Origin of the sequence: Corynebacterium sp. KPL2861, from assembly GCF_040225475.1 — a bacterium.
Lineage (GTDB): Bacteria > Actinomycetota > Actinomycetes > Mycobacteriales > Mycobacteriaceae > Corynebacterium.
Genome location: NZ_JBEHFW010000006.1, coordinates 1 through 25,287, shown reverse-complemented (window position 1 = coordinate 25,287; position 25,287 = coordinate 1). Strand labels below are relative to the sequence as shown.

Annotated in this window: 25 protein-coding genes and 1 rRNA gene; 2 read left to right on the top strand and 24 right to left on the bottom strand. The window is 57.3% G+C overall.

All coding sequences use genetic code 11. The features are described 5' to 3' along the window. Positions 1-134 precede the first annotated feature (134 nt). Together ABRP84_RS06040 and ABRP84_RS06035 are read right to left on the bottom strand one after the other, a co-directional pair. Complete coding sequence (locus ABRP84_RS06040; protein WP_349853026.1) at positions 135-707, bottom strand: cadmium resistance transporter; 573 nt, start codon at positions 705-707, stop codon at positions 135-137. Positions 708-856: 149 nt separating this feature from the next. Then, positions 857-1,054 carry an antitoxin gene (locus tag ABRP84_RS06035; protein WP_023028787.1) on the bottom strand — a complete coding sequence of 66 codons (198 nt, stop codon included), beginning with the start codon at positions 1,052-1,054 and terminating at the stop codon, positions 857-859. 195 nt (positions 1,055-1,249) lie between these two features. On the opposite strand from ABRP84_RS06035, the gene ABRP84_RS06030 reads away from it, so the two are divergent. Beyond that, positions 1,250-2,500, top strand: coding sequence for a site-specific DNA-methyltransferase (locus ABRP84_RS06030; protein WP_349853025.1), 1,251 nt, complete (start codon positions 1,250-1,252; stop codon positions 2,498-2,500). On the opposite strand, the gene ABRP84_RS06025 is transcribed toward ABRP84_RS06030, so the two are convergent. The 3 genes from ABRP84_RS06025 to ABRP84_RS06015 form a co-directional block, all read right to left on the bottom strand. Next, entirely contained in the window at positions 2,497-3,243 is a 747-nt protein-coding gene (locus tag ABRP84_RS06025; protein ID WP_349853099.1) for a CE1 family esterase, read from the bottom strand. The two genes, ABRP84_RS06030 and ABRP84_RS06025, sit on opposite strands and share 4 nt — an antisense overlap. 230 nt (positions 3,244-3,473) lie before the next feature. Further along, positions 3,474-5,216 (bottom strand): ABC transporter ATP-binding protein, encoded by a 1,743-nt coding sequence (locus ABRP84_RS06020; protein WP_349853024.1) that lies wholly within the window; start codon positions 5,214-5,216, stop codon positions 3,474-3,476. Further along, positions 5,216-6,649 (bottom strand): ABC transporter transmembrane domain-containing protein, encoded by a 1,434-nt coding sequence (locus tag ABRP84_RS06015; protein ID WP_349853023.1) that lies wholly within the window; start codon positions 6,647-6,649, stop codon positions 5,216-5,218. The genes ABRP84_RS06020 and ABRP84_RS06015 overlap by 1 nt, the downstream gene beginning before the upstream one ends. A gap of 37 nt (positions 6,650-6,686) precedes the next feature. Here ABRP84_RS06015 and ABRP84_RS06010 point away from each other — a divergent pair, with 37 nt between their 5' ends. Next, positions 6,687-7,502: a class I SAM-dependent methyltransferase gene (locus tag ABRP84_RS06010; protein ID WP_349853022.1), complete on the top strand. Its 816-nt coding sequence runs from the start codon at positions 6,687-6,689 to the stop codon at positions 7,500-7,502. Here the strand turns inward: ABRP84_RS06010 and ABRP84_RS06005 are convergent, their stop codons facing one another. From ABRP84_RS06005 to rrf, 19 genes are all read right to left on the bottom strand, one after another. Further along, positions 7,503-8,888, bottom strand: a complete 1,386-nt coding sequence (locus tag ABRP84_RS06005; protein ID WP_023022247.1) for an anaerobic C4-dicarboxylate transporter — start codon at positions 8,886-8,888, stop codon at positions 7,503-7,505. It lies immediately after the preceding gene. Positions 8,889-9,165: 277 nt separating this feature from the next. Beyond that, the gene (locus tag ABRP84_RS06000) at positions 9,166-9,834 is read right to left on the bottom strand and encodes a GNAT family N-acetyltransferase (protein WP_349853021.1); all 669 of its coding nucleotides are present in this window, start codon (positions 9,832-9,834) and stop codon (positions 9,166-9,168) included. A gap of 82 nt (positions 9,835-9,916) precedes the next feature. Continuing rightward, positions 9,917-11,500 carry a ribosome biogenesis GTPase Der gene (der, locus tag ABRP84_RS05995; protein ID WP_349853020.1) on the bottom strand — a complete coding sequence of 528 codons (1,584 nt, stop codon included), beginning with the start codon at positions 11,498-11,500 and terminating at the stop codon, positions 9,917-9,919. Further along, positions 11,497-12,189 carry a (d)CMP kinase gene (gene cmk, locus ABRP84_RS05990; protein WP_284628883.1) on the bottom strand — a complete coding sequence of 231 codons (693 nt, stop codon included), beginning with the start codon at positions 12,187-12,189 and terminating at the stop codon, positions 11,497-11,499. Before cmk ends, der begins: the two co-directional genes overlap by 4 nt. Further along, complete coding sequence (locus ABRP84_RS05985) at positions 12,189-13,100, bottom strand: pseudouridine synthase (protein ID WP_005279286.1); 912 nt, start codon at positions 13,098-13,100, stop codon at positions 12,189-12,191. Before ABRP84_RS05985 ends, cmk begins: the two co-directional genes overlap by 1 nt. Positions 13,101-13,155: 55 nt before the next feature. Then, entirely contained in the window at positions 13,156-13,710 is a 555-nt protein-coding gene (scpB, locus tag ABRP84_RS05980; protein ID WP_023017548.1) for an SMC-Scp complex subunit ScpB, read from the bottom strand. 37 nt (positions 13,711-13,747) lie between these two features. Continuing rightward, positions 13,748-14,545, bottom strand: coding sequence for a segregation and condensation protein A (locus tag ABRP84_RS05975; RefSeq protein ID WP_023017549.1), 798 nt, complete (start codon positions 14,543-14,545; stop codon positions 13,748-13,750). 6 nt (positions 14,546-14,551) lie between these two features. Next, positions 14,552-15,424, bottom strand: a complete 873-nt coding sequence (locus ABRP84_RS05970) for a ParA family protein (RefSeq protein ID WP_023022236.1) — start codon at positions 15,422-15,424, stop codon at positions 14,552-14,554. 164 nt (positions 15,425-15,588) lie between these two features. Further along, positions 15,589-16,479 (bottom strand): site-specific tyrosine recombinase XerD, encoded by an 891-nt coding sequence (gene xerD, locus ABRP84_RS05965; RefSeq protein ID WP_284782885.1) that lies wholly within the window; start codon positions 16,477-16,479, stop codon positions 15,589-15,591. Further along, a complete protein-coding gene (locus tag ABRP84_RS05960) occupies positions 16,476-17,114 on the bottom strand; it encodes an NUDIX domain-containing protein (RefSeq protein ID WP_349853019.1) in 639 nt (212 codons plus the stop codon). Before ABRP84_RS05960 ends, xerD begins: the two co-directional genes overlap by 4 nt. A gap of 2 nt (positions 17,115-17,116) precedes the next feature. After that, positions 17,117-18,025 (bottom strand): copper transporter, encoded by a 909-nt coding sequence (locus ABRP84_RS05955; protein ID WP_349853018.1) that lies wholly within the window; start codon positions 18,023-18,025, stop codon positions 17,117-17,119. Between the two features lie 15 nt (positions 18,026-18,040). Then, positions 18,041-19,201 (bottom strand): putative cytokinetic ring protein SteA, encoded by a 1,161-nt coding sequence (gene steA / locus ABRP84_RS05950; protein WP_349853017.1) that lies wholly within the window; start codon positions 19,199-19,201, stop codon positions 18,041-18,043. Positions 19,202-19,211: 10 nt separating this feature from the next. Next, positions 19,212-20,882: a DNA repair protein RecN gene (recN, locus tag ABRP84_RS05945; protein WP_349853016.1), complete on the bottom strand. Its 1,671-nt coding sequence runs from the start codon at positions 20,880-20,882 to the stop codon at positions 19,212-19,214. Further along, positions 20,882-21,763, bottom strand: coding sequence for an NAD kinase (locus ABRP84_RS05940; RefSeq protein ID WP_349853015.1), 882 nt, complete (start codon positions 21,761-21,763; stop codon positions 20,882-20,884). The genes recN and ABRP84_RS05940 overlap by 1 nt, the downstream gene beginning before the upstream one ends. Next, entirely contained in the window at positions 21,763-22,569 is an 807-nt protein-coding gene (locus tag ABRP84_RS05935) for a TlyA family RNA methyltransferase (RefSeq protein WP_349853014.1), read from the bottom strand. Before ABRP84_RS05935 ends, ABRP84_RS05940 begins: the two co-directional genes overlap by 1 nt. Further along, positions 22,569-22,730 (bottom strand): hypothetical protein, encoded by a 162-nt coding sequence (locus ABRP84_RS05930; protein ID WP_005282788.1) that lies wholly within the window; start codon positions 22,728-22,730, stop codon positions 22,569-22,571. The genes ABRP84_RS05935 and ABRP84_RS05930 overlap by 1 nt, the downstream gene beginning before the upstream one ends. Continuing rightward, positions 22,721-23,704 carry an HAD-IIA family hydrolase gene (locus ABRP84_RS05925; protein ID WP_349853013.1) on the bottom strand — a complete coding sequence of 328 codons (984 nt, stop codon included), beginning with the start codon at positions 23,702-23,704 and terminating at the stop codon, positions 22,721-22,723. Before ABRP84_RS05925 ends, ABRP84_RS05930 begins: the two co-directional genes overlap by 10 nt. Beyond that, the gene (locus ABRP84_RS05920) at positions 23,704-24,525 is read right to left on the bottom strand and encodes a tetratricopeptide repeat protein (protein WP_349853012.1); all 822 of its coding nucleotides are present in this window, start codon (positions 24,523-24,525) and stop codon (positions 23,704-23,706) included. Before ABRP84_RS05920 ends, ABRP84_RS05925 begins: the two co-directional genes overlap by 1 nt. Positions 24,526-24,944: 419 nt before the next feature. Then, positions 24,945-25,062 (bottom strand): 5S ribosomal RNA (gene rrf, locus ABRP84_RS05915). Between the last annotated feature and the right edge of the window lie 225 nt (positions 25,063-25,287).

Here is a 25,287-nt window from a genome sequence, read left to right as displayed (position 1 = left end):
GAACCGGCCACGGAAACCGGCGGAAACCACCGCTGTGGCGCGCGTTGTTGCAGGCGATGTGGTGGTTTCACGAAAGACTCATCCCACGGCCAAGGATTCATTTCCGCCGCCGTGGGATTTTCTGTATTCCTCTACTACACCGCAAATAGGATCGCAGTGCCCAGCAGGATAAGCACCGTGGGGAATAAAACGCTCTCCCATTTCTCTAGTGCCTCTGCCACCGCTGGCCGTGTTGCCACGAATTTCGCCGCCGCTACTAAGCCGGCGACCAAAACGAGGAATACAGCACAATACGCCACGATCTCAGCGGGAGTAGAAGTGGTAAATACCGGTAGGTACACACCGATATTATCGCCGCCATTGGCAAAGGTGACCCCGGCAACGGCAGCGATGCTGAGCTTCTTGCCGGAAACAGCATCATCATCCTCTTCCCCGTGAAAGGCCTCCCAGGCTGCCCAAAGGCCAATGCCCAGGGGAATAAGCCCGAAAAAGCGTATCCAGTCTTCCGGAAAAATAGCGCTAAGCCCGAGCCCCAGCGCCACGGAGACTGCGAGGATCCCTAAAAATCCCAAGTACTGCCCCAAAAGAATGGCTTTGGTCGTGCCTTTCCTGCCAGCGCCCCGGGCAAAGAACAGCGAGAGAACAACGATATCGTCAATATTGGTGACGATGAACAAGACGATTGCGGATGCGAGAGTAGTAAGCACCCCAGCAAGGTTAGTCTAAGGTAGCGCGCCCGATCCAGATCGGGTTCTCACCGCAGAACCGGCCATAGATATAAGTGGAGCCCCCGTTCCTGTGCGGAACGGGAGCTTAATAATATTCGATTTTGCCTAATCAGAAATTAGGGCACGAACTACTTGTTCTCGTCGTCACCATCGTCATTGGTGCCGAGCTTGTCATCAATGGCATCGCGGGCCTTATCCACCTGGTCTGCCTTGTCCTCGCCCAGCTTGTCCTTGGCAAAGTCCTCGGCCTTGTCCAAGCCTTCCTTGGTAACTTCCTCGCCCTTTTCGGAGTTCAGTGCTTCCTTTGCCTTGTCAAAGATGCCCATTGCTAATCCTTTCGTTGATTACTTCGTTTAACGATTGCCGTGTCCCGGCAACACTACCCACGATAACCACACTGCCGAGGCTTCGCCACCAGAAAATTCACAGACTTGAGGCAAATCGAAGACCAAAGGTGGGTAGAGACGCTAAAGTGATAGCGTTAATGAGATCAATGCTCAGCTCGCACGGAAAAGGCAAAAATGACGCACACTAACCCTGGTGCAGACGGCAACGCCGCGGAATTTTTTGGGTTGGTATGGCCTGGCAAGCAGGCCGCGCGCGCTGCGGCAGAAACTCCCCTCACCGCCAAATTTGAGCTAGATGCTCCGTTAAGCACCTCTACTACCTCGCCCAATAGCATCCACTTGGCCGATAACCTGCCGGTTCTACAGCACTGGGCTGCCTCGGGTGAGACCTTTGATGTCATCTACATCGATCCGCCGTATAACACTGGCCGGGACTTTGTCTATCGCGATAATTATCGCGCGCGGCGCGAGGTGAATTCCGGCAGCTATGCCCAGTGGCACGCCGAATGGCTGTCCATGATGTTTCCCCGGCTCATGTTGGCACGCCGCATTCTGGCGGAGAGCGGCTTTATATTCGTCTCCATTGGAGAGGCCGAGGCTGCTAATACCCGCAAGGTTTTGGACGAGGTTTTTGGCGAGGGTTGCTATGCCGGGCAATTTATTTGGAAAAAGGCGGGCACTGGAAAAAACGATTCCAAGTATGCAGTCATAGAACACGAATACATCCTCTGCTACGCCAAGAACCCGGATAACCCTGGGTTCAATTTAGATGCAGAGGGCTATACCAGCACCAAATACAACCACGAGGATGAACGCGGCAAATACTCCTTGGTGCGCCTAGATTCTAAGACTCTGGGGTATCTACCGTCGCTAGATTTTCCCATTTCCTCGCCCGATGGCAGGCAACACTGGCCGGATCAGCCGGCTGGCCACAGACATGTGGCGCGCTGGCGGTGGGGCAAGGACATGGTGGAAAAACGCTATGATGAGCTGGTATTTCGGCGCGGATTTGTCTATACCAAGAACTATCAAAAGACAGGAGCACGCCCGCGATCCATCCTTGATGGACAGAGATTCGGCGTAACGCGCACCGGACGCCGCGACGCAGAGGACGTCATGGGCATAGAAGGAATCTTTGATTTCCCCAAGCCGGTACGCCTAATTAAGCATCTGATAGCCATTGGTGGCAGGCCCGATGCCCGTGTGCTCGACTTTTTCGCAGGCTCGGGCACCACGGCGCAGGCGGTCATCGAACTCAACCGAGAAGATAAGGGCGAGCGCAGCTTTCACCTGGTGCAAATTCCAGAGTCCACTGCCCCCGACAGTGCGGCGCACCGGGCAGGCTTTCTCAGCGTCACGGATATTTGCGTAGAGCGCGTGCGATCCGTGCCTGGGTCCTCTTTCCGGGCCTACCGCGCGACCTAGGTTTCGCGCGTGCCCTCGGGCCTGCCGGGAATGCCGAAGAAGTCCAAGACGCGGTCAGTGGCGAAGAATTGTCCTACTTCATTATTTTTGTCTCCAAGACCACCCGGCCACACGTGGGACCCGCCGCCGATGCGGATATGCTCCAGCGGTGCGGAGCAGCCCCGCCAATGCATGTCGAGGGCATTATTGACCAAGCGGTTGGTTTCTACCTTCTCCGAGCATTTATTGCGCTTGCGGTCCTGCTCTAGGACAGATTCAACGGAGAAATACTTGGTCTTGTGCCGAGTTCCGCCGTAATAGCCCACGACGGGATCATCGGTGCCGTGCATATCGAGGCGCCCTACCGGTTCATGGGCGCAATCTTTCAGAATATCTTCGTAATATGCAGCGGAGATAGTGGCAACCGAATGGAAGATGCCGGGCATTTGACAGGCCAAATAGGCTACGAAGCCACCGCCATTGGACATGCCGGTGGCAAAAAGCTGCGAATCATCAACGTTATAGGTCGCACGCAGGGAATCGAGGATGTCAAGAACGAATTTTTTGTCTTCGCTCCCGCTGGTTTTCGCGTATGGCGCGGGGCTCCACGCTTTCTCTTTTCCCGCGGGAAATACAGTAATGGCTTGTGCCGCATCAAGGCGGGAATAGTCGCGCAAGTTTTCCGCTGACTGCCCCCACCCGTGAAAAGCCATTACAACAGGCCACTCTTTTTGTGCCGTATAACTTTTAGGCACGCTGAGAATAAATGAGCGCCCGGACGGCAGGTTAATCGTCGAATACGATCCCGGTTCTGGACCACTGAGCGGCGCAGAGGTAGGAATCCCGAGCTGCGAGGCAGCCGACCCGTGCGATTGCGTGCTTTCGCTGCGTACCGCCGAGTCCGATTCTTCCTCATTATTTGCGCATGACACGCCCAGCGCCGCCACGCAGCACAAGACTGCGGTGCTCAACGTCGCGCGCACCGGCCTCCGTCTCATGATTTTCGTCCCTTCTGCCAAGCGGCCCATAACTGTTTATAGCGGCCCCCATAATTTAGCAGCTCTGCATGACTACCCTGTTCTACCACCCGGCCATTATCCATGACCACGATGGCATCGGCACGCGAGGCCTGGTCCAGGCGGTGCGCTACCACCAAGGCGGTTCGGCCCTCCATTACTGACTCTGCGGCGTCTTCTAAGGATTCAGCACCCACCGAGCCTGCTTCCGCCGTGGCTTCGTCCAATATGATGATACGCGGATCCAACAGTACGATTCGGGCAAGCGCCAATTGCTGCGCTGCCACGGGGTCTAGCGGCATTCCTTGCGCGCCCACGATGGTATCGAGGCCTGCCTCCAGATCGAAATACCAGTCGGCCCGGACTTGGCGCAGCGCCTGCACCATTTCCGCATCGGTAGCCTGCGGCGCCGCGAGCGCAAGATCCTCGCGCAGACTCCCGGAAAAGACGTGCACCTCCTGGGAGACGAGGGCGAGGCGTTGGATACGCTCGGCATCGGAAAGCAGGGCAACCTCGACGCCATCGACAAGCACGGTGCCTTTATCCGGAACGCGCAAGCCCGCAAGCAACGCTGCCACGGTGGATTTTCCTGCCCCAGACGCCCCGACGAGGGCAACCGTTTCGCCCGGCTTAATCTTTAGGTTGACTCCCTCGATGGCCCAAGAGTTATCGCCATAACGGAAGGAAATATCCCGCATATCCACGCTGCCATCGCCCCTCGGTGCACCGCTATCCGGTACCGGTGCGGGCGGATCGATAACCACGCCAACGATGCGCGCCAGCGAAGCATACCCAGATTGCACTGTATCTAGCACGCGCATCAGCCCCATTAGCGGCCCGCGCAAGCGAATGAGTAATAACATCGCTGCGGTGACCGCTCCAACCGTAAGCGCATTAGCCTGCACCACCCAAAAGCTTACCGCCAAACCGCTGGCTAATAAGACCAGTTCAATGCCGGTGAGGTGGGCCTGGAGCACCATCATCGTCCGGCGCGCGTTATACCCCTCTTCCACCACACGCCTTGAAGCCGCGCCGATCCGATCGTGCATCGTATTTTCCATGCGGAACGCGCGCACCGTGTCCCTGCCGTGGATCGCTTCCAAAAGCCTGCGGGCGCGGTCCGCCATAGCGGCGCGCTCAGCGGCATACCTGCCTGGGGCACGCCGCAAGTAATACCGGCCGGCTAAGAAATACAGCGGGGTCACGGCAACAATGACCACGAGGTATTGCCGGTCCACCGTAAGTAGTGCCACTGCCGTTGAGGCAATGACAAAAATGGATTTCGCCAGCACGGGGACCGTTTCTGTAACCGCGGCGGATAGCTCCGCCACATCATCCGTTGAACGCGATACCAAGTCCCCAGTTCCGGCATCCTCGACGCGGTGCGTGGGAAGGCCGAGTGCCGTAGAGACCATATCCTCGCGCAGGGACGCAATAACGCGCTCGGTCAGCTGAGAGAGTACATAGAATCCCGCTGCCGAGAGTGCAGCAGATACTGCGGCGACCCCGATAAGCAGGGCTCCGAGGAGGGCGATGCTGGTGCCCGTCGTCACGGCATCGACAATCTTGCCGAGCAGGATCGCAATGCTGACATTGGCCGCTGCCCCGGCTATCAGGAACACCACGGCAATAACGGCGCGCCGGCGCGCGTGCGGAATGGCCGAAAGCTGCTGTGCCACAACCTTTCTTACCTGTGGCCAGGTGGCGGTGGGAAAACGCATTAGGACTCCACCCCCACTGCATGCCACGCGGGCGCCGATGTATAGACGATGGTGGGCTTATCCTTCCGGTAGTCCGCAACGCGGTGGGCTACCTCTTGTTCGGTAACGGAATCGACCGCCGTCGTGGGATCAGAAAGAATCAGCACCTCTGGATCCGCTGCAATGGCACGGGCAAGGGCGACTCGTTGCTGCTGGCCGCCGGACAGATTGTTTCCGCGCTCACCCACGGCGCGGTCAAGCCCACCGGGAATATCCGCGCCAGCAGCCACCTCTAGGGCCCGTGCGGCCGTATCCGCATCCGGATGGATATTGTCTTGTACAGTCCCGTCAAACAGCATGACCTCGTGTGGCACGACGATGAATTTTTCCCGGGGCAGCTCCCGTAGTTCTTCCGGAGCATGCCCATCGATCGCAGTCACCCCTGGCCGCAGCGCAGGAACCTGTGGCGCAGCGTCCTCGGGCAGGCCAGGCGCTCGCAGTAGGCCTACTATTCGCTGCGCACTCGCCTGCGCCGCGGCCCACCGGGAAGCGATATTTCGACCCAGCATGGTCATCGGGGTAATGATGAATTGGGTTAGGCCAATAATCATAATGAGCTCGCCAATGCTCATCTGCCCATTCAGCGCTAGGTAGCCAGCAGCAACGGCGACGGCGATGACATAGATCGAGCCCAGTGCCTCGGTAGAAGCATTCAATCCTGCCTGCGCCGCATTGGCCTCAACGGTTCGCTCGTAGGCGGCATCGGAATCACCCGCATAGCGCTTGCGCACCGTACCTATCGCACCGATCCCCTTAATAATGCGCAGGCCATGGACAATATCCGTCGCCGTCGCACTGGCGCGGCCCAATGCCGCTTGCCGGATACCAGAACGCTTGCGCAATGGACCAGCCGAGCGCAGCGATCCCCACACCACGATGGGACCGCCGCATAAGATGGCCACTCCTAGCGGCAGATTCGCCCGGCTGGTCATCACCGCAACATAAATGATGGACGTAATCTCTGCCACCGGAAACACCGTCATCATCACGGCATTTTGTACGCGGGTCGCATCGGTAGAGGCAATGGCCAATAACTCTCCTGGCGTGCGTTTCGGACCACCCATCCCCTTGGGATCCATAATCCGATCCGTAATTGCCATGCGCACGTCGTGGCCGATAATGAGCATGCTGCGCGCATTGAGTCCACGGCCAAACCACCCGGTGACGGCATTAACCGCGAAGGCTAGCACCAGGAGTACAAGCCACCACGACAGTCGTCCGATCGATCCTTCCACCACCGCTTCATCGATGGCATGACCCACGATGACCGGCGTTGTGCCATTGAGAACGAAGGAGATAGCCATGCACACAGCGGCGGGGATGGTCATCCCAGGCCGGGAGAAGACAGTCTTCAGCAACCACCGCCGATCTGATGGTTCTGGAAGTGTTGCCATAACAAGCCATTCTAATTCCCGGTAGGTTAGATAGCCTATGTCGACTCGCCACCCCAACCCCCAGCACTTCCCCAGCTACCGAAATCCCTCTGCGAAGCAGAAGCCTACCTTCAGCACCGATCCCCAGCGCACCCAGGCAGCGCGCGCCTTCCACCACGGTGCACATACCTATCAGGATGTCCGCCCCCATTACCCGCCCGAGGTTGCTGAGCTCATCGCCGGAGCCCACCGCGTTGCCGATATCGGCGCCGGCACCGGCAAACTTACCGAGTCCCTCACCAATCCCAACGTGTTTGCGGTCGAGCCATCTCCAGACATGGCCCGCGTGCTCCACCACCGCCTAGACGTTCCCATCATCCGCGCCACGGCCGAGCACACCGCGCTTGCCGATGCCTCCCTCAACGCCGCCTGCCTCGCCCAAACCTGGCACTGGGTCGACGTTGCCGCCGCTTCCGCCGAGCTGGACCGCATCCTCGCGCCGGGCGGGCGCGTCCTTTTAGTGTGGAATACCCTCGACGTACACGCGGATCCCTGGATCCTTCGGTTAAGCCGCATCATGCACTCTGGCGACGTGCATAAGCCCGGCTTCTATCCGGAGTACAAGACGCCTTGGACCTTAGACCGCGAGGTCCGTCTAAGCTGGACCCACGAACTCACCCCAGAACAGCTCCACCAACTCATGCACACCCGCTCATACTGGCTCAGAAATAACGAGGCCATCCACGAGCGCATGACCCACAACCTAAACTGGTACCTCTACGAGCACATGGGCTTTTCTGCCGGGCAAAAACTACACATCCCGTACCGCACGGATGCTTTCGTGCTGGTACGGGAGGCGAAGTCTCGCGACTGATTACAGGAGAACCTGGGCCAAGAGGGAGCCGACCACACAGGAGGTAAATACGGAGATCGCTCCGGGGATAAGGAACGAGTGGTTGATGACGTATTTGCCAATTCGCGTCGTACCCGTGCGATCGAAGCCGATGCAGGCCAAGTCGGAAGGATACGTGGGCAAGATGAAGTAACCATAAGCCGCACCGTAGAAACCAACGATGACAGCCGGGTCAATGCCCAATTGCAAGCCAATGGGAGCAATTGCTACCAGTGCAGCAGCCTGCGAATTGACCAACTTGGACACAACTACCAACACGACGGCGTAGGTCCAAGGGGCCGCCTCAACGACAGAGCCCAAGTTCGTCTCCAGTGCATCGATGTGGGATTGGAAGAACGTATCTGCCATCCACGCAACACCAAAGACGGAAAATACAGCTGTCATGCCGGCCTTGAATACTGGCGTAGATGCAATCTTTTTAGTATCTACCTTGCAGCTAAGAAGGATGATGGCACCGGCGACGAGCATGACCATCTGGATGACTAGGTTCATGGATACAGGGCTCAGCTCGCCGTCATCACCAGGAACCAGTGGGCGCAGGAACTCGAAGGCGCCGAGGAGGACCACGCAGGCAATAGCGATGAGGAAGACGACTACCGAGCGCTTAGCCTCGCGGGAAAATTCCTTACCGATGAGCGAATCGGCGCTCTTATTGATGCTGGCGGCAAACTCTGGGTCTTTCATCCGCTCTTGGAAAGCCGGATCCTTGTCCAGGTCCTTTCCGCGACGCAGCGACCATAACGCAGCGAGAACAACACCGCATAAGGATGCGGGAAGCGCCACCGTAAGAATCTGCGGAATCGAATAAGCCTTGTCGATAGCTCCAGCATTTTCCGCAAGGATCGACGCAAGAGAAACGGTAGCCACGGACACGGGCGAAGCGGTAATACCCATCTGGGCCGAGGTCGAAGCCACTGCCATTGGACGCTCAGGACGGATGCCCTTTTTGAGCGCGATGTCTTCAATAATCGGAAACATGGTGTAGACCACGTGGCCAGTGCCGCAAAGTACGGTAAGGAACCAAGTAGTCAGTGGTGCCAAAATGGTGATGCGCTCTGGATGAGCACGCAAGAACTTCTCCGCATGCTGCATCATCACTTCCAAACCTTGTGCTTGTTGCAGCGTGGCTGCGCAGCCGATAACGGCAATGATCGTAAGCATGACCGACACGGGGGGCTCGCCCGGTGCCAAGCCAAATACGAAGACCATCAGCATCAAGCCGATGCCAGAAATTAATCCTAGGCCGATCCCGCCATAGCGGGTGCCCAAAAGCAAAGCACTTAAAATGATTATGACTTGAAGCACGATAGCCAGGACTGAATCCGGGGCAATCACATTCGCTAACATGTCATGCCTTTCAAACAGAAAGTAAATGGTTGACAAGTTTTATCCTATCGGCGCCATAGTGCTTTCACCGAAGCGAAAAGGAGAGCGAAGTGTCACACCATTGTTGGTGACACTTTTGCTCTCCTAAGTGGTAAAATACCGGGTTAACCGGCGAAATTATGTAGTTTTGAGGCGCCCTGATGCCTCTACAGTGAGCTCCGGCTGTGCCGGCGAGACAAGCTCAACTACACCTCACGTGCCAACCCCGAAAGCTGTTGCGCACTTAGTTGTCGACTCCTCAGGCCTTGTCCTTCCCGGACTTTAATTCGACCTTGTACTGTAAGTGATTTTTCACTGCGGGCCACTCATGCCGCAGCACGCTGTACACGCAGGTATCTCTGACTAACCCGTTATCCAGTATCTGGTGGCCGCGAAGGATCCCGTCCAGATACGCCCCTAGGGATTCCAACGCGCGGCGGCTTTCGCGGTTAAAGGAGTTGGTGGTAAAAAACACGGATAAGCAATCAAGCTGCTCAAATGCATGGCCCATGAGGGCCAGTTTGCAATCAGCATTAACCGCCGTATTCAGCGCCGATTGCCTGTACCAAGTGTATCCGATTTGTGCGCGCCTGTTATCTAGGTCTAAGGCCTGATAGCCAGTCATTCCCACCGTAGTGCCAGCAGAGTCAAATACCGTAAAAAGCTGCGACCCGTGGGAGTCATACCAAGAAATGCGCTCTTCCACGGCTTTTTCCATCTCGCTCGGTGATGGAACCTTGGTGTACCACCGCTTCCATAATTCCCCGTCCTGCACCGCCTCAGCCAGTCCAAGGGTATGGTCTACGCTCAACGCCTTGAGAGTGATATTTTGCCCGTGCAAGATCTCGATTTTCTGTGACACCGTATGTACCTTCTTGCTTTCTGGGCCTAAGCCAATGAGCTGATGTCTTTCAAGCTTAGCTGCCAATGACACCGAGGGTAATGAGATAGATAAAAACCGAGCGAAGCCCCACGGTTGTGGGTGCTTCGCTCGTTGTCGCAGTGAACTCTTATTTCCGCTTTTTACCTCGGCGTTCGCGCACGCGCACGGCGATGCGGATGGGAGTGCCGTGGAAACCAAATCGCTCGCGGAACTTGCGCTCAAGGTAGCGCCGGTAGGATGCATCGAGGAATCCAGTGGTAAAGAGAACAATCGTCGGCGGCTGGGGCGATGCTTGCGTAGCAAAGAGCACGCGCGGCAAGCGATTATTCTTCATCGGCGGCGGGTTGGCCGCAATCGCCTCACGCATCCAGTTATTGAGCTGACCGGTAGACACGCGCTGATCCCAGCTTTCTAGGGCCTCGATCATGGCCGGCTCCAGCTTTTGCAAGGCGCGGCCGGTCTCAGCCGAAATATTAACGCGGGTCACCCACGGCAAGTGCCGCAGCTGCTCGTCAATCTCACGGTCGAGGTAATAGCGGCGATCCTCGTCCATCAGGTCCCACTTATTGAACGCAATGACCAAGGCCTTACCGGATTCGAGCACCATATTGAGCACGCGCTGGTCCTGCTCGGAGATCTCCTCGGAGGCATCGATAAGCATGATGCATACCTCGGCCGCATCGATGACGCCGCGGGTGCGCAAGGACGCATAATACTCGTGGCCCTGCGCGTTCTTGACCTTCTTGCGCAGGCCCGCGGTATCGATGAACTTCCACAACTGCTCATCTAGCTGCACCAGCGAGTCCACGGGATCCACCGTGGTGCCGGCGACATTATCTACCACCGAGCGCTCCTCACTGGTGAGCTTATTGAGCAACGAAGACTTGCCCACATTAGGCCTGCCGACGAGCGCGACGCGGCGAGGGCCCGACGTAATCGAGGTCTCGCGCGGTTCTTCGGGGAAGCTGCGCAGGATCTCATCCAGCACGTCCGCGCCACCGCGTCCGTGTTGTGCGGACACCGGCCACGGGTCCCCGAGGCCCAAGGCGTAGAACTGCGCCATATCCGCATACTGGTTATCGGAATCGAACTTATTCGATACCACGATCACCGGAACCGGAGACTTTTGCAGGCGGCGCGCCATAACCTCATCGGTTTCGGTAATGCCTACTTTGGTGTCTACCACCATTACGATGACATCGGCGGTATCCATCGCCATTTCTGCCTGGCGGGCGATATCGGCGTGCATGCCTTTGACGTTGGGATCCCAGCCGCCGGTATCCTGCACGATAAAGCGCTGCCCATTCCAGTCCGCCACGTAGGACACGCGGTCACGGGTAACGCCAGGGTGGTCTTCTACGACGGCCTCGCGGCGGCCGAGGAAGCGATTAACCAGCGAAGACTTGCCCACATTCGGCCGGCCCACAATAGCGACGGTGCACAGGGCTTCTTCGGTGGCGTCAGCAAAGTCTAGCGATTGCGAGAGCTGCTCCCACTCGTCCTCGCTTAAAGGCTGCTCTAGGCCTTCCTCATCCCCGTAATCGGCCTCGCCGAACTCCGACTCATCAAAGTCGTAGTCAAATTCTTCAGCATCGAAATCGTCCGTAGCCCACCCCGACGAGGTCTCGACCGTTTCCTCGTCGAACCTACCCGCAGGGTAATGGAACTGCGTGACTTCTTCCTCTGGGGACTCAAAATCTTTATTGCTCATGAGCGGGACTCCTTAACCACGTTGATAAGAGCCTGCACGACGTCCTCCGGGCTCATGTCAGAGGTATCGACGATAGTGGCATCGTCGGCTGGGCGAAGCGGCGAGGTGGCGCGGGAAGAATCCGCGGCATCGCGGCGCTGCACATCCGCCAGTACCGATTCAAAATCGGAGGCAATGCCGGCCTTTTCGTTTTGATCGTGCCGGCGCTGCGCACGGACTTCCGCAGAAGCCGTCATAAAGGCCTTCGCAGGGGCATCGGCCAGCACCACGGTGCCGATATCGCGGCCCTCTACAATGGCGCGGTGGGCGCGCTGTGCCAGCGTGCGCTGCAATGCCACCAAGTTCTCCCGCACCTCTGGGATGGCAGATACTGCGGAGACGTTCTGGGTGACCTCATCTTCCCGGATGACGCGGGAGACATCGGCGCCATCGAAAAGCACCTGCGTGGAATCCGGATCATCGGAAACCTCCAAGGGCAGGTTAGCCGTCGCGGAAATGACCGCTTCCTTGTCCGCGGGATCCACGCCTTGGCGCAATACCGCCAAGGTTGCCACGCGGTACATGGCGCCGGTATCGATGTATTTTGCATCCAATTGCTTAGCTAGGGCCCGGCATGTCGTGGACTTTCCCGTTCCGGAAGGGCCATCGACCGCGAGGATCAGGCCTTCATCAGGCATATTCGAAATCATTACATCCCCACCGCCTTGTACAAGCTCGTCAACTCGTTGGAATTCAGTGCGCGCAGCCCGCCGGGCTTCATATCGCCCAATTGGACCGTGTGCAGCTTGGTGCGCACCAGGCGCTGTACGGGATAGCCGGCTTCCTTCAGCAGGCGGCGCACGATGTGCTTGCGGCCTTCGTGCAACTCGACTCGGACCAGAGAGAACCCCTGATTCTTGTCCACTACCTGCACGAAATCGGCCTTGGCTAGGCCATCTTCTAGCTCGATGCCCTCTTTAAGCTGGCGCACCAACTTATTATCGGCCTCGCCCAATACCGTGGCTAGGTAGGTTTTCTTCACCTCATACTTGGGGTGCATCAGGCGGTTGGCCAATTCCCCATCGTTGGTGAGGATGAGCAGGCCTTCCGTATCCGCATCCAAGCGGCCCACATGGAATAGGCGCTGGCCCGAGGCAACCTTTTCAGACACCACGTCACCCACGCAGGGGCGGCCGAGGTCATCTGACATCGTTGACTGCATTCCGCGGGGTTTATTGAGGATGAAATATTCTTGGTCTTCGTTGACGTTAACGCGAACACCGTCGACGCGGATGACGTCCACGGCGGGATTGACCTTCACGCCCTGCTTGAGAATGACATTGCCATTTACTTCGACACGGCCGGCATCAATGAGGATCTCCGCGTGGCGGCGCGATGCGACGCCCGCCTTGGCCAAGACCTTCTGCAGGCGCTCACCTTTGGGCTTGTCGTCATCGACTAGCCAGTCAGCGCCCAAATCGCGCGCCACCGATTCAGCGGTGGCCTTCTGCTTTTTCTTGGAAACGTGTTGATTACGAGCCGGCTTGGCATTGGAGACAACGATATCGCTGTCTCGCTGCTTCTTATCCGGTGTGCCGTCACGGCGAGCGGGAGGAGTCACTGAAGTGTCCTTTTCTCTCGAAGATATGAAATTACCTGCGTGAGTCTACCCCACCTCAGTACTCTTCGTCGATTGCATCGACATCTGGGAGAAGCGGCGCCAGATCCGGAAGGCGTTCCAACGAGTCTATGCCTAGGAGTTCAAGGAAAAGTTCGGTGGTTTCATACCGGTGCGACGCCCCTTCGAACTCGTCCTGCGGGAGCTCCCGGATGAGCCCACGCAGGTTAAGGGTGCGCATCACGCCGTCCACGTTGACACCGCGGACCGCAGAGACCTGCTGGCGCGTGACCGGTTGGCGATAGGCCACGACGGCGAGGGTTTCCAAGGCCGCGCGCGAGAGCTTTGTTTGTGCCCCATCCAATAAGAACTCCTCCACCGCGCTGGCGTTTTCCTGGCGCGTATAAAACCGCCAACCCTCTGGCGTTTCGCGCAGCTCAATTCCAGATCCGCGGCTATCGAATTCGCGTTGGATGGCCCGCAAGCAGTCACTAATGACCGCCGGTTCCACGCTAAGCGCCCGCGCCAAGGACTCTACGGATGCCGGCGAATCAAGAACCAGCAAAATCGACTCGAGGCGGGACCGCAATTGCGAAATGAGCGGAAGATCCATGCCCCTTAGAGTACAACCACGGACGGCGGTGCTAGCACTAGTCCCAATTTGCTGCTGCAACGACCGCGGGATCTACGTCCAAGCCGGTCCAGGAAAGGTCCAGCTGGCCCAGCGCTTCCTCCTGCTGGGCATCGACCGCCTTGGCCTTAAACAGTTCCAAGAGCGCCAAGAACCTGCCGACGATATGCATGGTTGTGGTGCAATCCCGGGTAAGCGAGGAAAAACTTGTCCACTGCCCAGCGCCCATGAGTTTGAGCGTTTCGAGGATCTTTCCAGCCTGTTCGGGTACGGAGACGGCAACGCCATGAATATGGCCCGTTGCCACTTCTTCCGGCGGCTTGGGGCGAAAGACACCCGCCGCCATTTCCGCAAAGCTCGCTGGAGTATGCCCCAGGGTTACGGGAGGTAAAAGCTCCGCAAATTGCTCCTCGATGCTCACCGCGCGCGGATAACTGCGCTGCGCCTCCCGCTGCCAGCGGGCAAATTGGTCCGCCGCCTGTTTATAGGCCTTGTACTGCAACAGGCGGGCAAAAAGCAGGTCACGCGATTCCAGCAGCTCCAGGTCCTCTAGGTCATCGACCTCGCCCCGCGGCAATAGCCGTGCGGCCTTTAAGTCCAACAGCGTTGCCGCCACGACCAAGAAATCAGTCGTCTCATCCAAATCCGCGTTCTCGCCCAACTGCCGCGTGTAGCCCACAAATTCATCGGTCACCTCAGACAAGGCCACATCCGTGATATCCATCTTCTTGGCCTGGATGAGCTGCAAAAGCAGATCAAATGGGCCCTCGAAATTCCGCAGGGCAATGCGAAACCCCGTAATCTCTGGTTGCGTCACGGTAGCTTAAACGGTCGAGCGCTCGATGACTTCCTTCGCCAGATCGCGGTATTGCTGCGCGGCCTGTGAATTGGGCGCCCACGAGGTGATGGGCTCGCCGGCCACGGAGGTTTCTGGGAAGCGGACGGTACGGGTAATGACGGTATCGAATACTTGATCCCCAAAGTATTCCACCACGCGGGACATTACCTCGCGGGCATGCTTGGTGCGCCGATCAAACATGGTGACCAGAATGCCCATGACTTCCAGATCGAAGTTGATGCGGTCAGAGACCTTTTCCACCGTATCCGTCAGCAAGGCAAGCCCGCGCAGCGAGAAGAACTCGCATTCCATGGGGATGATGACGCCCTGGGAACAGGCCAAGGCGTTGACCGTAAGCAGACCCAAGGAAGGCTGACAGTCAATAATGATGAAGTCATAGTCGCGGCGCACCGGACGCAGGGCTCGCGCCAAGGTATGCTCGCGGCCTACTTCATTGACCATCTGGATCTCTGCTGCGGAAAGGTCAATATTGGCCGGAACGAGGTCCATGCCGGACACGCTGGTGTGGTGAATGGCGGAGTGGATAGAGGTATGGCTATCCAACATCACGTCATAAATCGAGTCCTCGATGTCGTCATGGTTTAATCCCAGCCCAGCCGAAAGGGCGCCTTGCGGGTCCAAATCAACCAGTAGGACCTTGCGTCCATACTCTGCGAGGCAGGCCCCCATATTGATGGTGGACGTGGTCTTGCCCACGCCGCCCTTTTGGTTACACATCGAGATGATGGTGGCGGGCCCATGTTTTTCCAAGGGGGCGGGTTCCGGCAGCTCGCGGACAGGGCGGCCAGTTAGCCCCGTCTCTACATCAGAGGCTGAAAAGAGACCCTCTTCGCTCACAGTCAAACCTTCTTCCTTGACGCCAAGTCATGGACCATGACATTTGGCATAGGGTTGCTTACAACGTTGTAACTATAGCGTACCCGCTCCCCTTTATGACTACCGAGACTTTGCAAATATCAAGTCTCTAACTTTGACTTAAGCACTTGCTGCACGAGTGGAAGCTACGCCCGCGGATGCGCTGTCCGCCACACTTCCCGCAAGGAATCAGCAGTGACGTGCGTATAGATCTGCGTCGTAGTCACTGAGGAATGCCCTAAAAGCTCCTGCACGGTGCGCACATCGGCACCGCCTTCGAGAAGGTGCGTGGCAAAAGAATGGCGCAGCGTGTGCGGGGAAATAGATTTATCCAACTGGCTACGCTGCGCGGCCGTCTTAATAATGGACCACGCGCTTTGCCGCGAGAGCGCGCCGCCGCGCGTATTCAAAAACAGCGCGGCGGTCTTCCCCTTTCCCAGCACCGGCCGGGCGCGCACCAAGTAGGCATCGATGGCCTGCCTGGCGTGCGAGCCAAGGGGTACAAGCCGCTCCTTATTGCCTTTGCCATGCAGCATTAAGACGTCATCGGCAGTAGCTACGTCATCGACGTTGAGCGAGATTACCTCAGAGATGCGCGCCCCAGTGCCATAAAGCACTTCTAGTAGCGCCCTATCGCGAAGGTCAACCGGCGTTTCCGTAGGCGTCGATTCGATGAGCCGTGACACCTCATCCACGCTCAAGGTTTCCGGCAAGTGTTGCCCCGTGGAAGGTGGGCTTACCTCGACGGCAACATCGCTATCGACCTCGCCTTCCGCAACGGCGAATTTATGCAACCCGCGCGCAACAATGAGGGCACGGTTGGCAGAAGATACCGCCATATTTTCACGCAGATCCTTTAAATAGGCCTCCACCATAGGTCGAGTTACCTGCCGTAGGTCCTGGACCCCATTTGCTGCCAGCCAGTCCACATACCTGCGAATATCCCGCCGGTAATTGCTCAGGGTATTTGCTGAAACGCCGCGTTCGACGGCGAGGTGATTCAACCAAGTCTGAGCGATGTCCTCCGCAGCAGTCACTGCTTTTTCAAGTCCGGTCCGCTGCGGCGGGCAGCCATATGGGTCGGGCGCAGATCGAACGGGGCATCCACCGGACGAGTCGGCTTCCCGCCAATGACCGTGGCATACGCGGATAAAATCCCCGCGCAGGCAACGGAGTTAACGATCTCGCCGGCCAGCACCTTGTCGACTGCCCTATCTAAATCCACCCAGGCCAAGTCCATATCGGCTTCTTCATCCCCGGTATCCTGCAGCGCCGGAACCTCGCTTAGATCACGCGCAAGGAAAATCCGCACGGCTTCCTCACAAAACCCCGGTGAGGTCACCATATCCGTGAGAACTTCCCAGTCCTTCGCGGCAAGGCCCGCTTCCTCCTGCAACTCGCGCTGCGCGCCTGAAAGCTCGTCCTCGCCCTTCACATCGAGCAGTCCTGCGGGCAGCTCCCACAGCCGCTTGCCGACGCTATGCCGGTACTGATGCACCATCGCGATCCGCCGATCCTCATCTAAGGCGACCACCGCGACGGCTCCTAGGTGCTCGATGATCTCCCTATCCGCCGTGTTGCCTCCTGGCATGGACAAGGTATCGCGGCGTACGGCGACGATAGGCGCATCAAAAATTAACTCTGAATCCAAGACCTGAAAATCGTGGGCCACTGTTATTTCTCCTCTTCCGGTAGGGCGGAATCTGCGCTTTCTGCCGATCCGTAGTCTCCCCTGCCCCCATTAAGCTGTTCTTCGGCGGCGGAAATCACAGCAATGCGCTCTACCGCGCGCTCAATGCCGTCTACGGTAGAAAGATCCACGTCATTGGTGCGCAATTGCTCTACTGTCTTATTGTCCTGGGTCTGCTTGCTCCGCGCGCTCATCACCACGCTGCCATTGACCTCATCCAAGGCGGTGGCAAACTCAGCCAAGGTGTCGGAATAATATCCGCGCACCCCGCTGCCAGAAACAATGAGGATGGACTGGGCAGGAAGGATAGTACCGTCCTTATAATCAATAAAATCCTTATCGCGCAGGGCACGCAGTAGCTCAGATCGCTCCTTTACGCTAGCGAGCGGCTCTGTGCTTTCTGGGTCCATGGATAAGGCCGCGCCCAAAACCTCGCCGCCATAGCTTCCCACGGTTTTATCGAGTCCCTTAAGATCTGCCTTTTTCGGGGCCTTATCTTTAAGGATTTTTACGATATCGTCTTTGCTTTCCCCGCGCAGGAAGTCTTTACTTAGCTTGATTTCCCCGGCAGCGGTGGCCCCGGAGGCTTCTAAGAGCTTCGTGATATCAGAAAGATCGCTGCTATTTGCGTCATCGGTGGAAATGACCAGCACCGGCCGCTGCGATAATGTACCGGAGACCAGATCTGGAGCTACATCACTGACGATGTCATCGCTCGCCTCATTTTGGTTTTGCAAGATCTTATTTTCTTGCACCACCTTGCGGTGTTCCGCACGGATCGGGTCATCGTCAGCCACGCTGGTGGTCAGGTTGGGCGCGATCACCAAGGCACCGAGGGTCACACCAACCGCCGCCCCTAGTCCGAGGCCCGTAATTAGTTGCGCTTTCGCCATATTTTTACCCCCCGCTTAGAATAGGCTCGACCAGGTCTGGCTTAAATTACTCAAGAAATCCTGGCTCCCGCCGAAGCCCACGATCAAGATGATCGCTGCAATCGCCACCAAGATGCTTAGAAGGGCCCATAGCCAGCCAAGGTGTGAGGACGGAGCGGAATACAGGTTGATTACTGCCTCAGCATCGACCACCTTGGTTCCGGCCTTCAGCCGAGACATTACAGCAGACGGAGCCACGCGGTTGGCAAAAACATCATCGAGGTCAAAGCCGCCACCTGACTGCACGATAAGGCCCGCACCGTGGTAATCCGCAAAGAGCAGCGCTAAATCCGTGGCCGATTCCGAAGCCGCCGGAAACGTCATGGCCCCGATGCCCAATTCTTGGATGCGGTCAATGCTCTCCACGCTGCCTTCTGGATCCGCAGGCACCACAATGCGCGCGCCGCAACGCAGCGCCTCATCGCTTACCTTGGCAGGATCGCCAATGATGAAGTCAGGCTTATATCCCTGCTCCAGCAGAGAATCCGCGGCTTCATCAACCGCAATGAGCAGCGGTTCATACTCCCGGATGAAATTGCGCAATTCTTTCAGCTGGGAGCGGTGGTCTTCAGTGGGAGATAAAACGATGACCTTCCGGCCAGCTATCTCGGAACCGGATGCGGGGACCCCGAGGCCATCGATAAGCAGCGGGCCTTCAGAATTAATGAAGTCGATGGAGCTCGCGAAATAGGACTCCATGTGGTCAATGAGTGCGCTTTGTGCCGCCTTGAAGTTCTTGTCTGCGCGCTCCCGGGAAACCTTCTGCCCCGTCCCGACTACTTTATCCGCGACGTAGACCTTTCCATCGTCCCCAATATGTGCCTTCTTGCCATCCTTAAACTCCGAGATAAATTCCTCGCCGAGGCCTTCGAGGAGGTCAATGTCGGCATCGAGAAGCATGTGCGGACCGCAATTAGGAATGGAGCCAGTAGAAAACCTGGCGACGTTGACCACCGCTGAGGGCTGCAATTCCACGAGGGTTTGTGCCTCGGGCCGAGAAATATTCGCCGCATCAATAACGGCGATATCACCTTCAGAAAACTTCTTAAGACCTTTCGCGCCCGGGGTGCAATCGCGCAATGCAGCATGCTCACCAGGATGATCAGGGGTACGGGAAAACAGAGCCATGGGCTCCATTGTTCCTTGCTTAGTCCGCCAGCTGGGTAAGGCGCGCGGAAGCTTCTTTTTGTGCGCGATCAAAAAGCTCTTGGGCATGCGCGCGCCCCGTCTCGGTGTCATCCAAACCGGCCAGCATGCGCGCCAATTCTTCCACGCGCTCCTGTTCCGTTAGCTCGGCTACCCCAGAGGTAAATTTATCTTTCGAGACATGCAAATGCGCATCCGCATACGCCGCTACCTGCGGCAGGTGGGTCACGACGATAACCTGATTGTGCGCAGCCAGCCGTGCTAGCCGACGCCCAATTTCTACCGCCGCACGCCCGCCCACGCCAGCATCGACCTCGTCGAAGACCAATGTCGCACCGTCCTCGCTGGCGAGCACAACCTCAAGGGCAAGCATGACTCGAGACAACTCGCCACCGGAGGCCGCAGTGGCCAAAGGCTTCCCGTTGAGCTGCAGCTCCGCAGCATCGGCGCCTGTCTTGGAATACTTTGCCGCGGAAAGCTCAACCGACATAGTGGAATTGGGCATGGCCAATCCATGCAGCTCTTCAGTCACCAACTTGCCCAGCGCCTCCGCCGCTTTCCGGCGGCTCTTCGTAAGCTTCGCCGCCTTCCGCTTCATCTCCTGCTCGGTCTCTTTGACCTGCGCCTTAAGTTCCTCGAGGACTTCAGTGGAGGTATCCATCGACTGCAATTTGGACTCCGCCTCATCGCGCCACGCCAAAACACCATCGATATCGCTGGCGTATTTACGGGTCAAGGCTCGGAGATCCTGTTGGCGTTGCAGAGACTTTTCCAGCAGATTCGGATCTGCCGGCAGCCCCGCGAGGTATCCACCGAGCTCAGCTGAAATATCGCCTAGCTGCGAGGTGATTTCAGAAATGCGCTCGCCCAAATCCGCCAGCTGCTTATCCGAGGATCCCACTAACGCCGATCCCGCGCGCCCGAGCAGCGAAGAAGCAGCCTCATCAATCTCTTCCGTTCCATCAATCGCTGCCAAGGCAGTATGCGCCGATTCGCGCAGACCGTCGACGTCTTGCAAGCGCTGCACCAACTGCACCAGCTCCGCGTCTTCCCCTGGCTCGGGCGCCACACCGTTGATTTCCTCTAAGGCATATTGCAGGCGGTCAGCTTCCTGGGCAAGTTCCCTACGAGACTCCGTGCGCCGACGATAATCCTTGGCCAAGCTGCGCCATTTTTTAAAGGCCTCCGCATAGTCTTCCCGGATGCCCGCCAATTGCGGGTCCGCACGATCTACCGCCGCGAGCTGCTCTTCTGGGGCCAAGAGGCGCAATTGATCGTTCTGACCATGCACGGTAATTAGCTCCCGCGCGAAATCTCCCAACGTGGCGGCCGGTACGGCTCGCCCTCCCAAATATGCCCGCGATCGCCCCGCTGCTGAAACGGTGCGCGAGACAATAAATTCACCATTTTCATCTGGCTCGCCGCCCACCGAGTCCACCAGCTGGCTAATGCTCTCCTTCGCGGAACTAAAATGACCTTCTACGGCTGCTTTTTTAGCGCCATCGCGCACCCGAGAAGCATCGGCACGCCCGCCTGCCAACAGTCGAAGCCCCGTGACCACCATGGTTTTTCCTGCACCGGTTTCACCGGTCAATACGGTCAAGCCCTCCGACAATTCCGCAGAGCTATGGCGAATGACTCCTAAATCATTGATAGAAATATCGACAAGCACTATTTCTCCTTCGGTCCGCGCCAGCCTTCCACGGGCAACCGCAGCTTAGAGACCAATCGATCCGTAAAAGGTTGATCATCCAACCGCACCCAGCGTACGGGGCGCTTGCCGCGCACCACCTCGACGCGGGCACCCGGCGGCATAATAAGTTCCCTGCACCCATCCAAGATAACCACGGCCGGTGTAGTTTGCATGGTTGATTCCACTGCAACGAGTGAGTTCGGGGAAACTACTAGCGGTTTGGTAAACAGCGCATGTGCATTATTCGGCACGACCAAGATTGCATCCAGGGATGGCCACAGCACTGGACCTCCAGCTGAAAACGCATACGCCGTAGAACCCGTTGGGGTAGAAATCAGTACGCCATCACAACCGAACGACGAAACGGGGCGCCGGTCGATCTCCAAAATTGCATCCAGCACGCCTGACCTGTTCTGGTTTTCTACCGAGGCCTCATTCAAAGCCCAACTGCTAGCCAGTTGGTGACCGTTGGCATCCGAAATAGAGACATCCACCGTCAACCTGTCCTCTACCCGGTAGCTTTTCTCGATCACGCGGGCGACGGCTCCGTCTAATGACTCCACCTCCCATTCCGCGAGGAAGCCTACGTGGCCCAGATTCACTCCGAGGACCGGGATATCTACCGCCCGCGCCATATCGGCGGCGCGCAGGAAGGTGCCATCACCGCCTAAAACAAGGACCAGTTCGCATCCTGCCGCAGCAGCATCAGAATGCGGCACGTGTTGGAGCCCCGGCAAGACGGTTTCGTCCGCGCACACGCGCACCGTTATCCCCGCTTCCTGCAATAATTCGGCTGCACGGGAGGTAGCCTGCAGGTTCTCTGCACGATTGGCATGCGGAACCAACAATATCTCTCGCATTATTGCGGACCTTCTTCAACGGCAGTATCAATCATCTGTTTCATTGTAGCCATGTCCGTGGACATACCGTCCTTTTTCAGCCACAAGAAATACTCCACATTTCCACTCGGGCCTGGCAATGGGGAAGCAACGACACCGTGCAGGCTAAGGCCTAAAGACAGCGCAAATTCGGCCACGTCTTGCGTAACTTCTTTCCGCATCTCCGGCGACCTGACCACTCCGCCACTGCCGATACGCTCCTTGCCCACCTCAAACTGCGGCTTGACCATCGGCAGCAACCACGCGCCGTCCTTCATGCACTCCACAATTGCTGGCAGCACCAGTTTCAAGGAAATGAAAGATAGATCCCCGACCATGCCGTCGCACAGGCCATTGGTCAGCTCCGGATCAATAGTGCGGATATTGGTCCTATCCAAAACCGTCACGCGGTCGTCATTTTGCAGTCGCCACAATAATTGCCCATACCCTACGTCAACGGAGAGCACCTCTCGTGCGCCAGAAGCCAAGCACACATCCGTAAATCCTCCGGTCGATGCCCCTGCATCCAAGATGCGACCATCCATGTCGACGTCGAATGCGGCAAGCGCACCCAGAAGCTTATGCGCTCCGCGGGAGGCCCACTTGTCCTCCTCAGACTCCTCGACCTTGATGGAAACTTCAGGATCCACGACAGTTGCGGGTTTTTCTGCCTTAAACCCGCCGACTGTCACACGGCCGGACTTGATCATCTCGCGGGCTTGTTCACGAGATCGCGCGATCTTTCGGCGCACGAGTTCTGCATCCAGCCTGCGGCGTTGTGGTGGCATTAGTTCTCCTGCAAAGCATTCCGCAACACGGAATGCGCCCTGTCCAGTTGGTCGACTTCTTCTGCAAGCGTTGGCGCATCTTCGCCAAGGATCGTCGAAATCTCTGAATCTACTTCTTCAGGCTCCTTTACGGCCCGAAAATCATGCGGCTTTACCGCCATTTCGACACAACCTTTTCCGCAAACTCACTGCGAGGTTGAATATACCGAGGCGGTGACGGCATCGACCACGCCACTTCCAAGACTGTGCGAAGCGCTTGTACCGAGGTAGAAGATTCATTTCCACCCTGCAAAAGAACGTCGTACCCATCGCACCGCGCAGTAAAGTCCCCTTGCGGCCCCGGTCGCACCTGCGAAATAGGCAGCGAAAGCTCGTGCATGCCCGCACCAATGAAGTTGGGCCGTGCCTCCACGGGGGCCTCGATAAGCTCCAGCTCGCCCGATACGCCGGTCAAAACATGGAAGGTATTCATCGCTGCGGCATTACCGCCGACGATATCGGTGTCTAACCTGTCGCCTACTGCCAAGGGCTTTTTTGACCCGACCTTTTTGGCCGCGAGGAAGAACATCGCTGGTTCGGGTTTGCCGGCAGAAACAGGCTCTACTCCCGTTGCCTTTTGGACTGCGGCGACCAAGGAGCCATTGCCAACACCTAGTCCCCTCTCAATTGGAAGGGATGTATCCAAGTTCGAAGCGAAAAACTTCGCCCCTGCCCGAATAGCCAGCGCACCTTCCGTTAGCTGTTCCCAGCCCACGAACTTATCAAAGCCTTGGAGGACAGCTGCTGGTTTATCATCGGCGCTCGAGACCACGGAAAAACCCATGTCCTTGGCCAAGTCCCGAAAAGAATCCGCGCCAATGATTAGCACCTTCGCACCCGAGGGAATTTCCTCGCTGGCTAACTGCAATACCGCTTGGGCGGACGTGATGATATCACCAGAATCCGCCTTCAAACCGATATCCGTTAGCATCGTTGCAACCGATTCTGGGCTGCGCGACGCATTATTTGTTACATACACTGCGGGAACGCCGCACGTATTAATGACGTCTACCACGTTGCTTAAAGGACGGCCGCCTTCCCAGACAGTTCCATCCAAATCCAATAGTAAAGCGTCATGTTTGCTTAAAACACTCATTAGTTACATTCCGCCAATCGGTCAGCGGCATCGGTCCAATCACCCTCATCAATGGCGATGGTGTGTTCAAACCATTCGCGGGCTTCATCCGTGCGACCCGCGGCAAGCAATGCATTTGCATAGGCATACGACAACCTACATGCGCTTACTCCCCGGTCGCTGCGGTCAGGTTGCGCCCTCTGGATGGTAACCACCGCTGATTCGGGCTGATCCAGGTCAAGGCGGGCACCTGCCAGGACGATCGCTAATTCAATAGCGGATTCTGGGTCCAGTTCCTTGGCCTCCTGGCTGCGCCCCAGTTCCAATGCCTTTTCCGGCCGACCCAAACCACGTTCACAATCGGCCATAACCGCGAGCATTCCTGGACCGCCAGAAATACGGCGGGCGGCACGCAGCTCAGCCAGCGCCTCTTTCCACTCGCCGGCACGGTATGCAGCGATGCCATTAACTTCTCTGGCGATAGCCACGCGGCCTGCCCGATCCTTAGCCGCACGCGCATGCCGCAGCGCCAATTTTGGATCATCGTCCATCCATGTCGCCGCCATGATCATGTGCTTGGCGACGTTCTCAGAGTTCTCTTTGGAAAGAGATTTCAGGTCTTGGAGCACCAATGGGTCCAAGTCATTGATATCAACCTCTTCAGGAATATCCGGATCCGTCATACGTCGGTTGAGTCGCTCTTCCCTATAACCAGAGCGCTGTGGAGAAAAAGACTTCTTCTTTCCCCCTCCCCGAGAATCGCGGTCCCCCGAATTGCGTGGCTTTCGACCCCGACGGTCCTGTGCACGGCCATTACGGCCGTGCTGGTTGCGCTCCGACATTCAGTCCTACCCTTTCTTGGTTGGAACTCGCACAGAAATACCGCACCCATTCTACAGTGCTCAACGACGATCAAAGAATCTGGAGAATTCGCTACCAACGCATAGGCCTGAGCGCGGAAGGTAGACACGCCGAGGCAGCTAGCTATGTTCTATGAGGTAGCGTTGTTGGTCACGGCTTCGCCATCAATGAAGTCGTGGATTAACCGGCGGGTATCGGCCGCGGTAGAAGCCATGCTGGCATGCACATGCCTACCCTAATAATTGAACGTACTGTGGTCTCAATTGCCACATATCCCGTTGGGGTGTGAAAACGACGGTGGTCCCCAACAAGGCCACACCAGCCCGAAGTCTATCCTGGGTGGTGGTCTCTGTTGGGGACCGTCATCAACACTGTATGTAATTATTGTTTTGTTGTTTGGTGTCGGCGGTGACTTACTCTCCCACAACCTCCCGGTTGCAGTACCATCAGCGTGTACAGGCTTAGCTTCCGGGTTCGGAATGGGACCGGGCGTTTCCCTGTAGCTATGAACCACCGACAAACCTATCAGAACACTACCCAACACTTCGTGTGTGGTGTTGTGTCAGATACTGCATAGTGGACGCGACACACACGATGTGTGTTTGTTTACTCGCTCAACAAGTCCACCCAACAATCCAACCTCCAAACCACATAGTGTTTTGGGGTTTGTTGTGGTGTGTTTGTCTTGGTCAATTAGTACCAGTAGCCTTCACACCTTACAGTGCTTCCAAGTCTGGCCTATC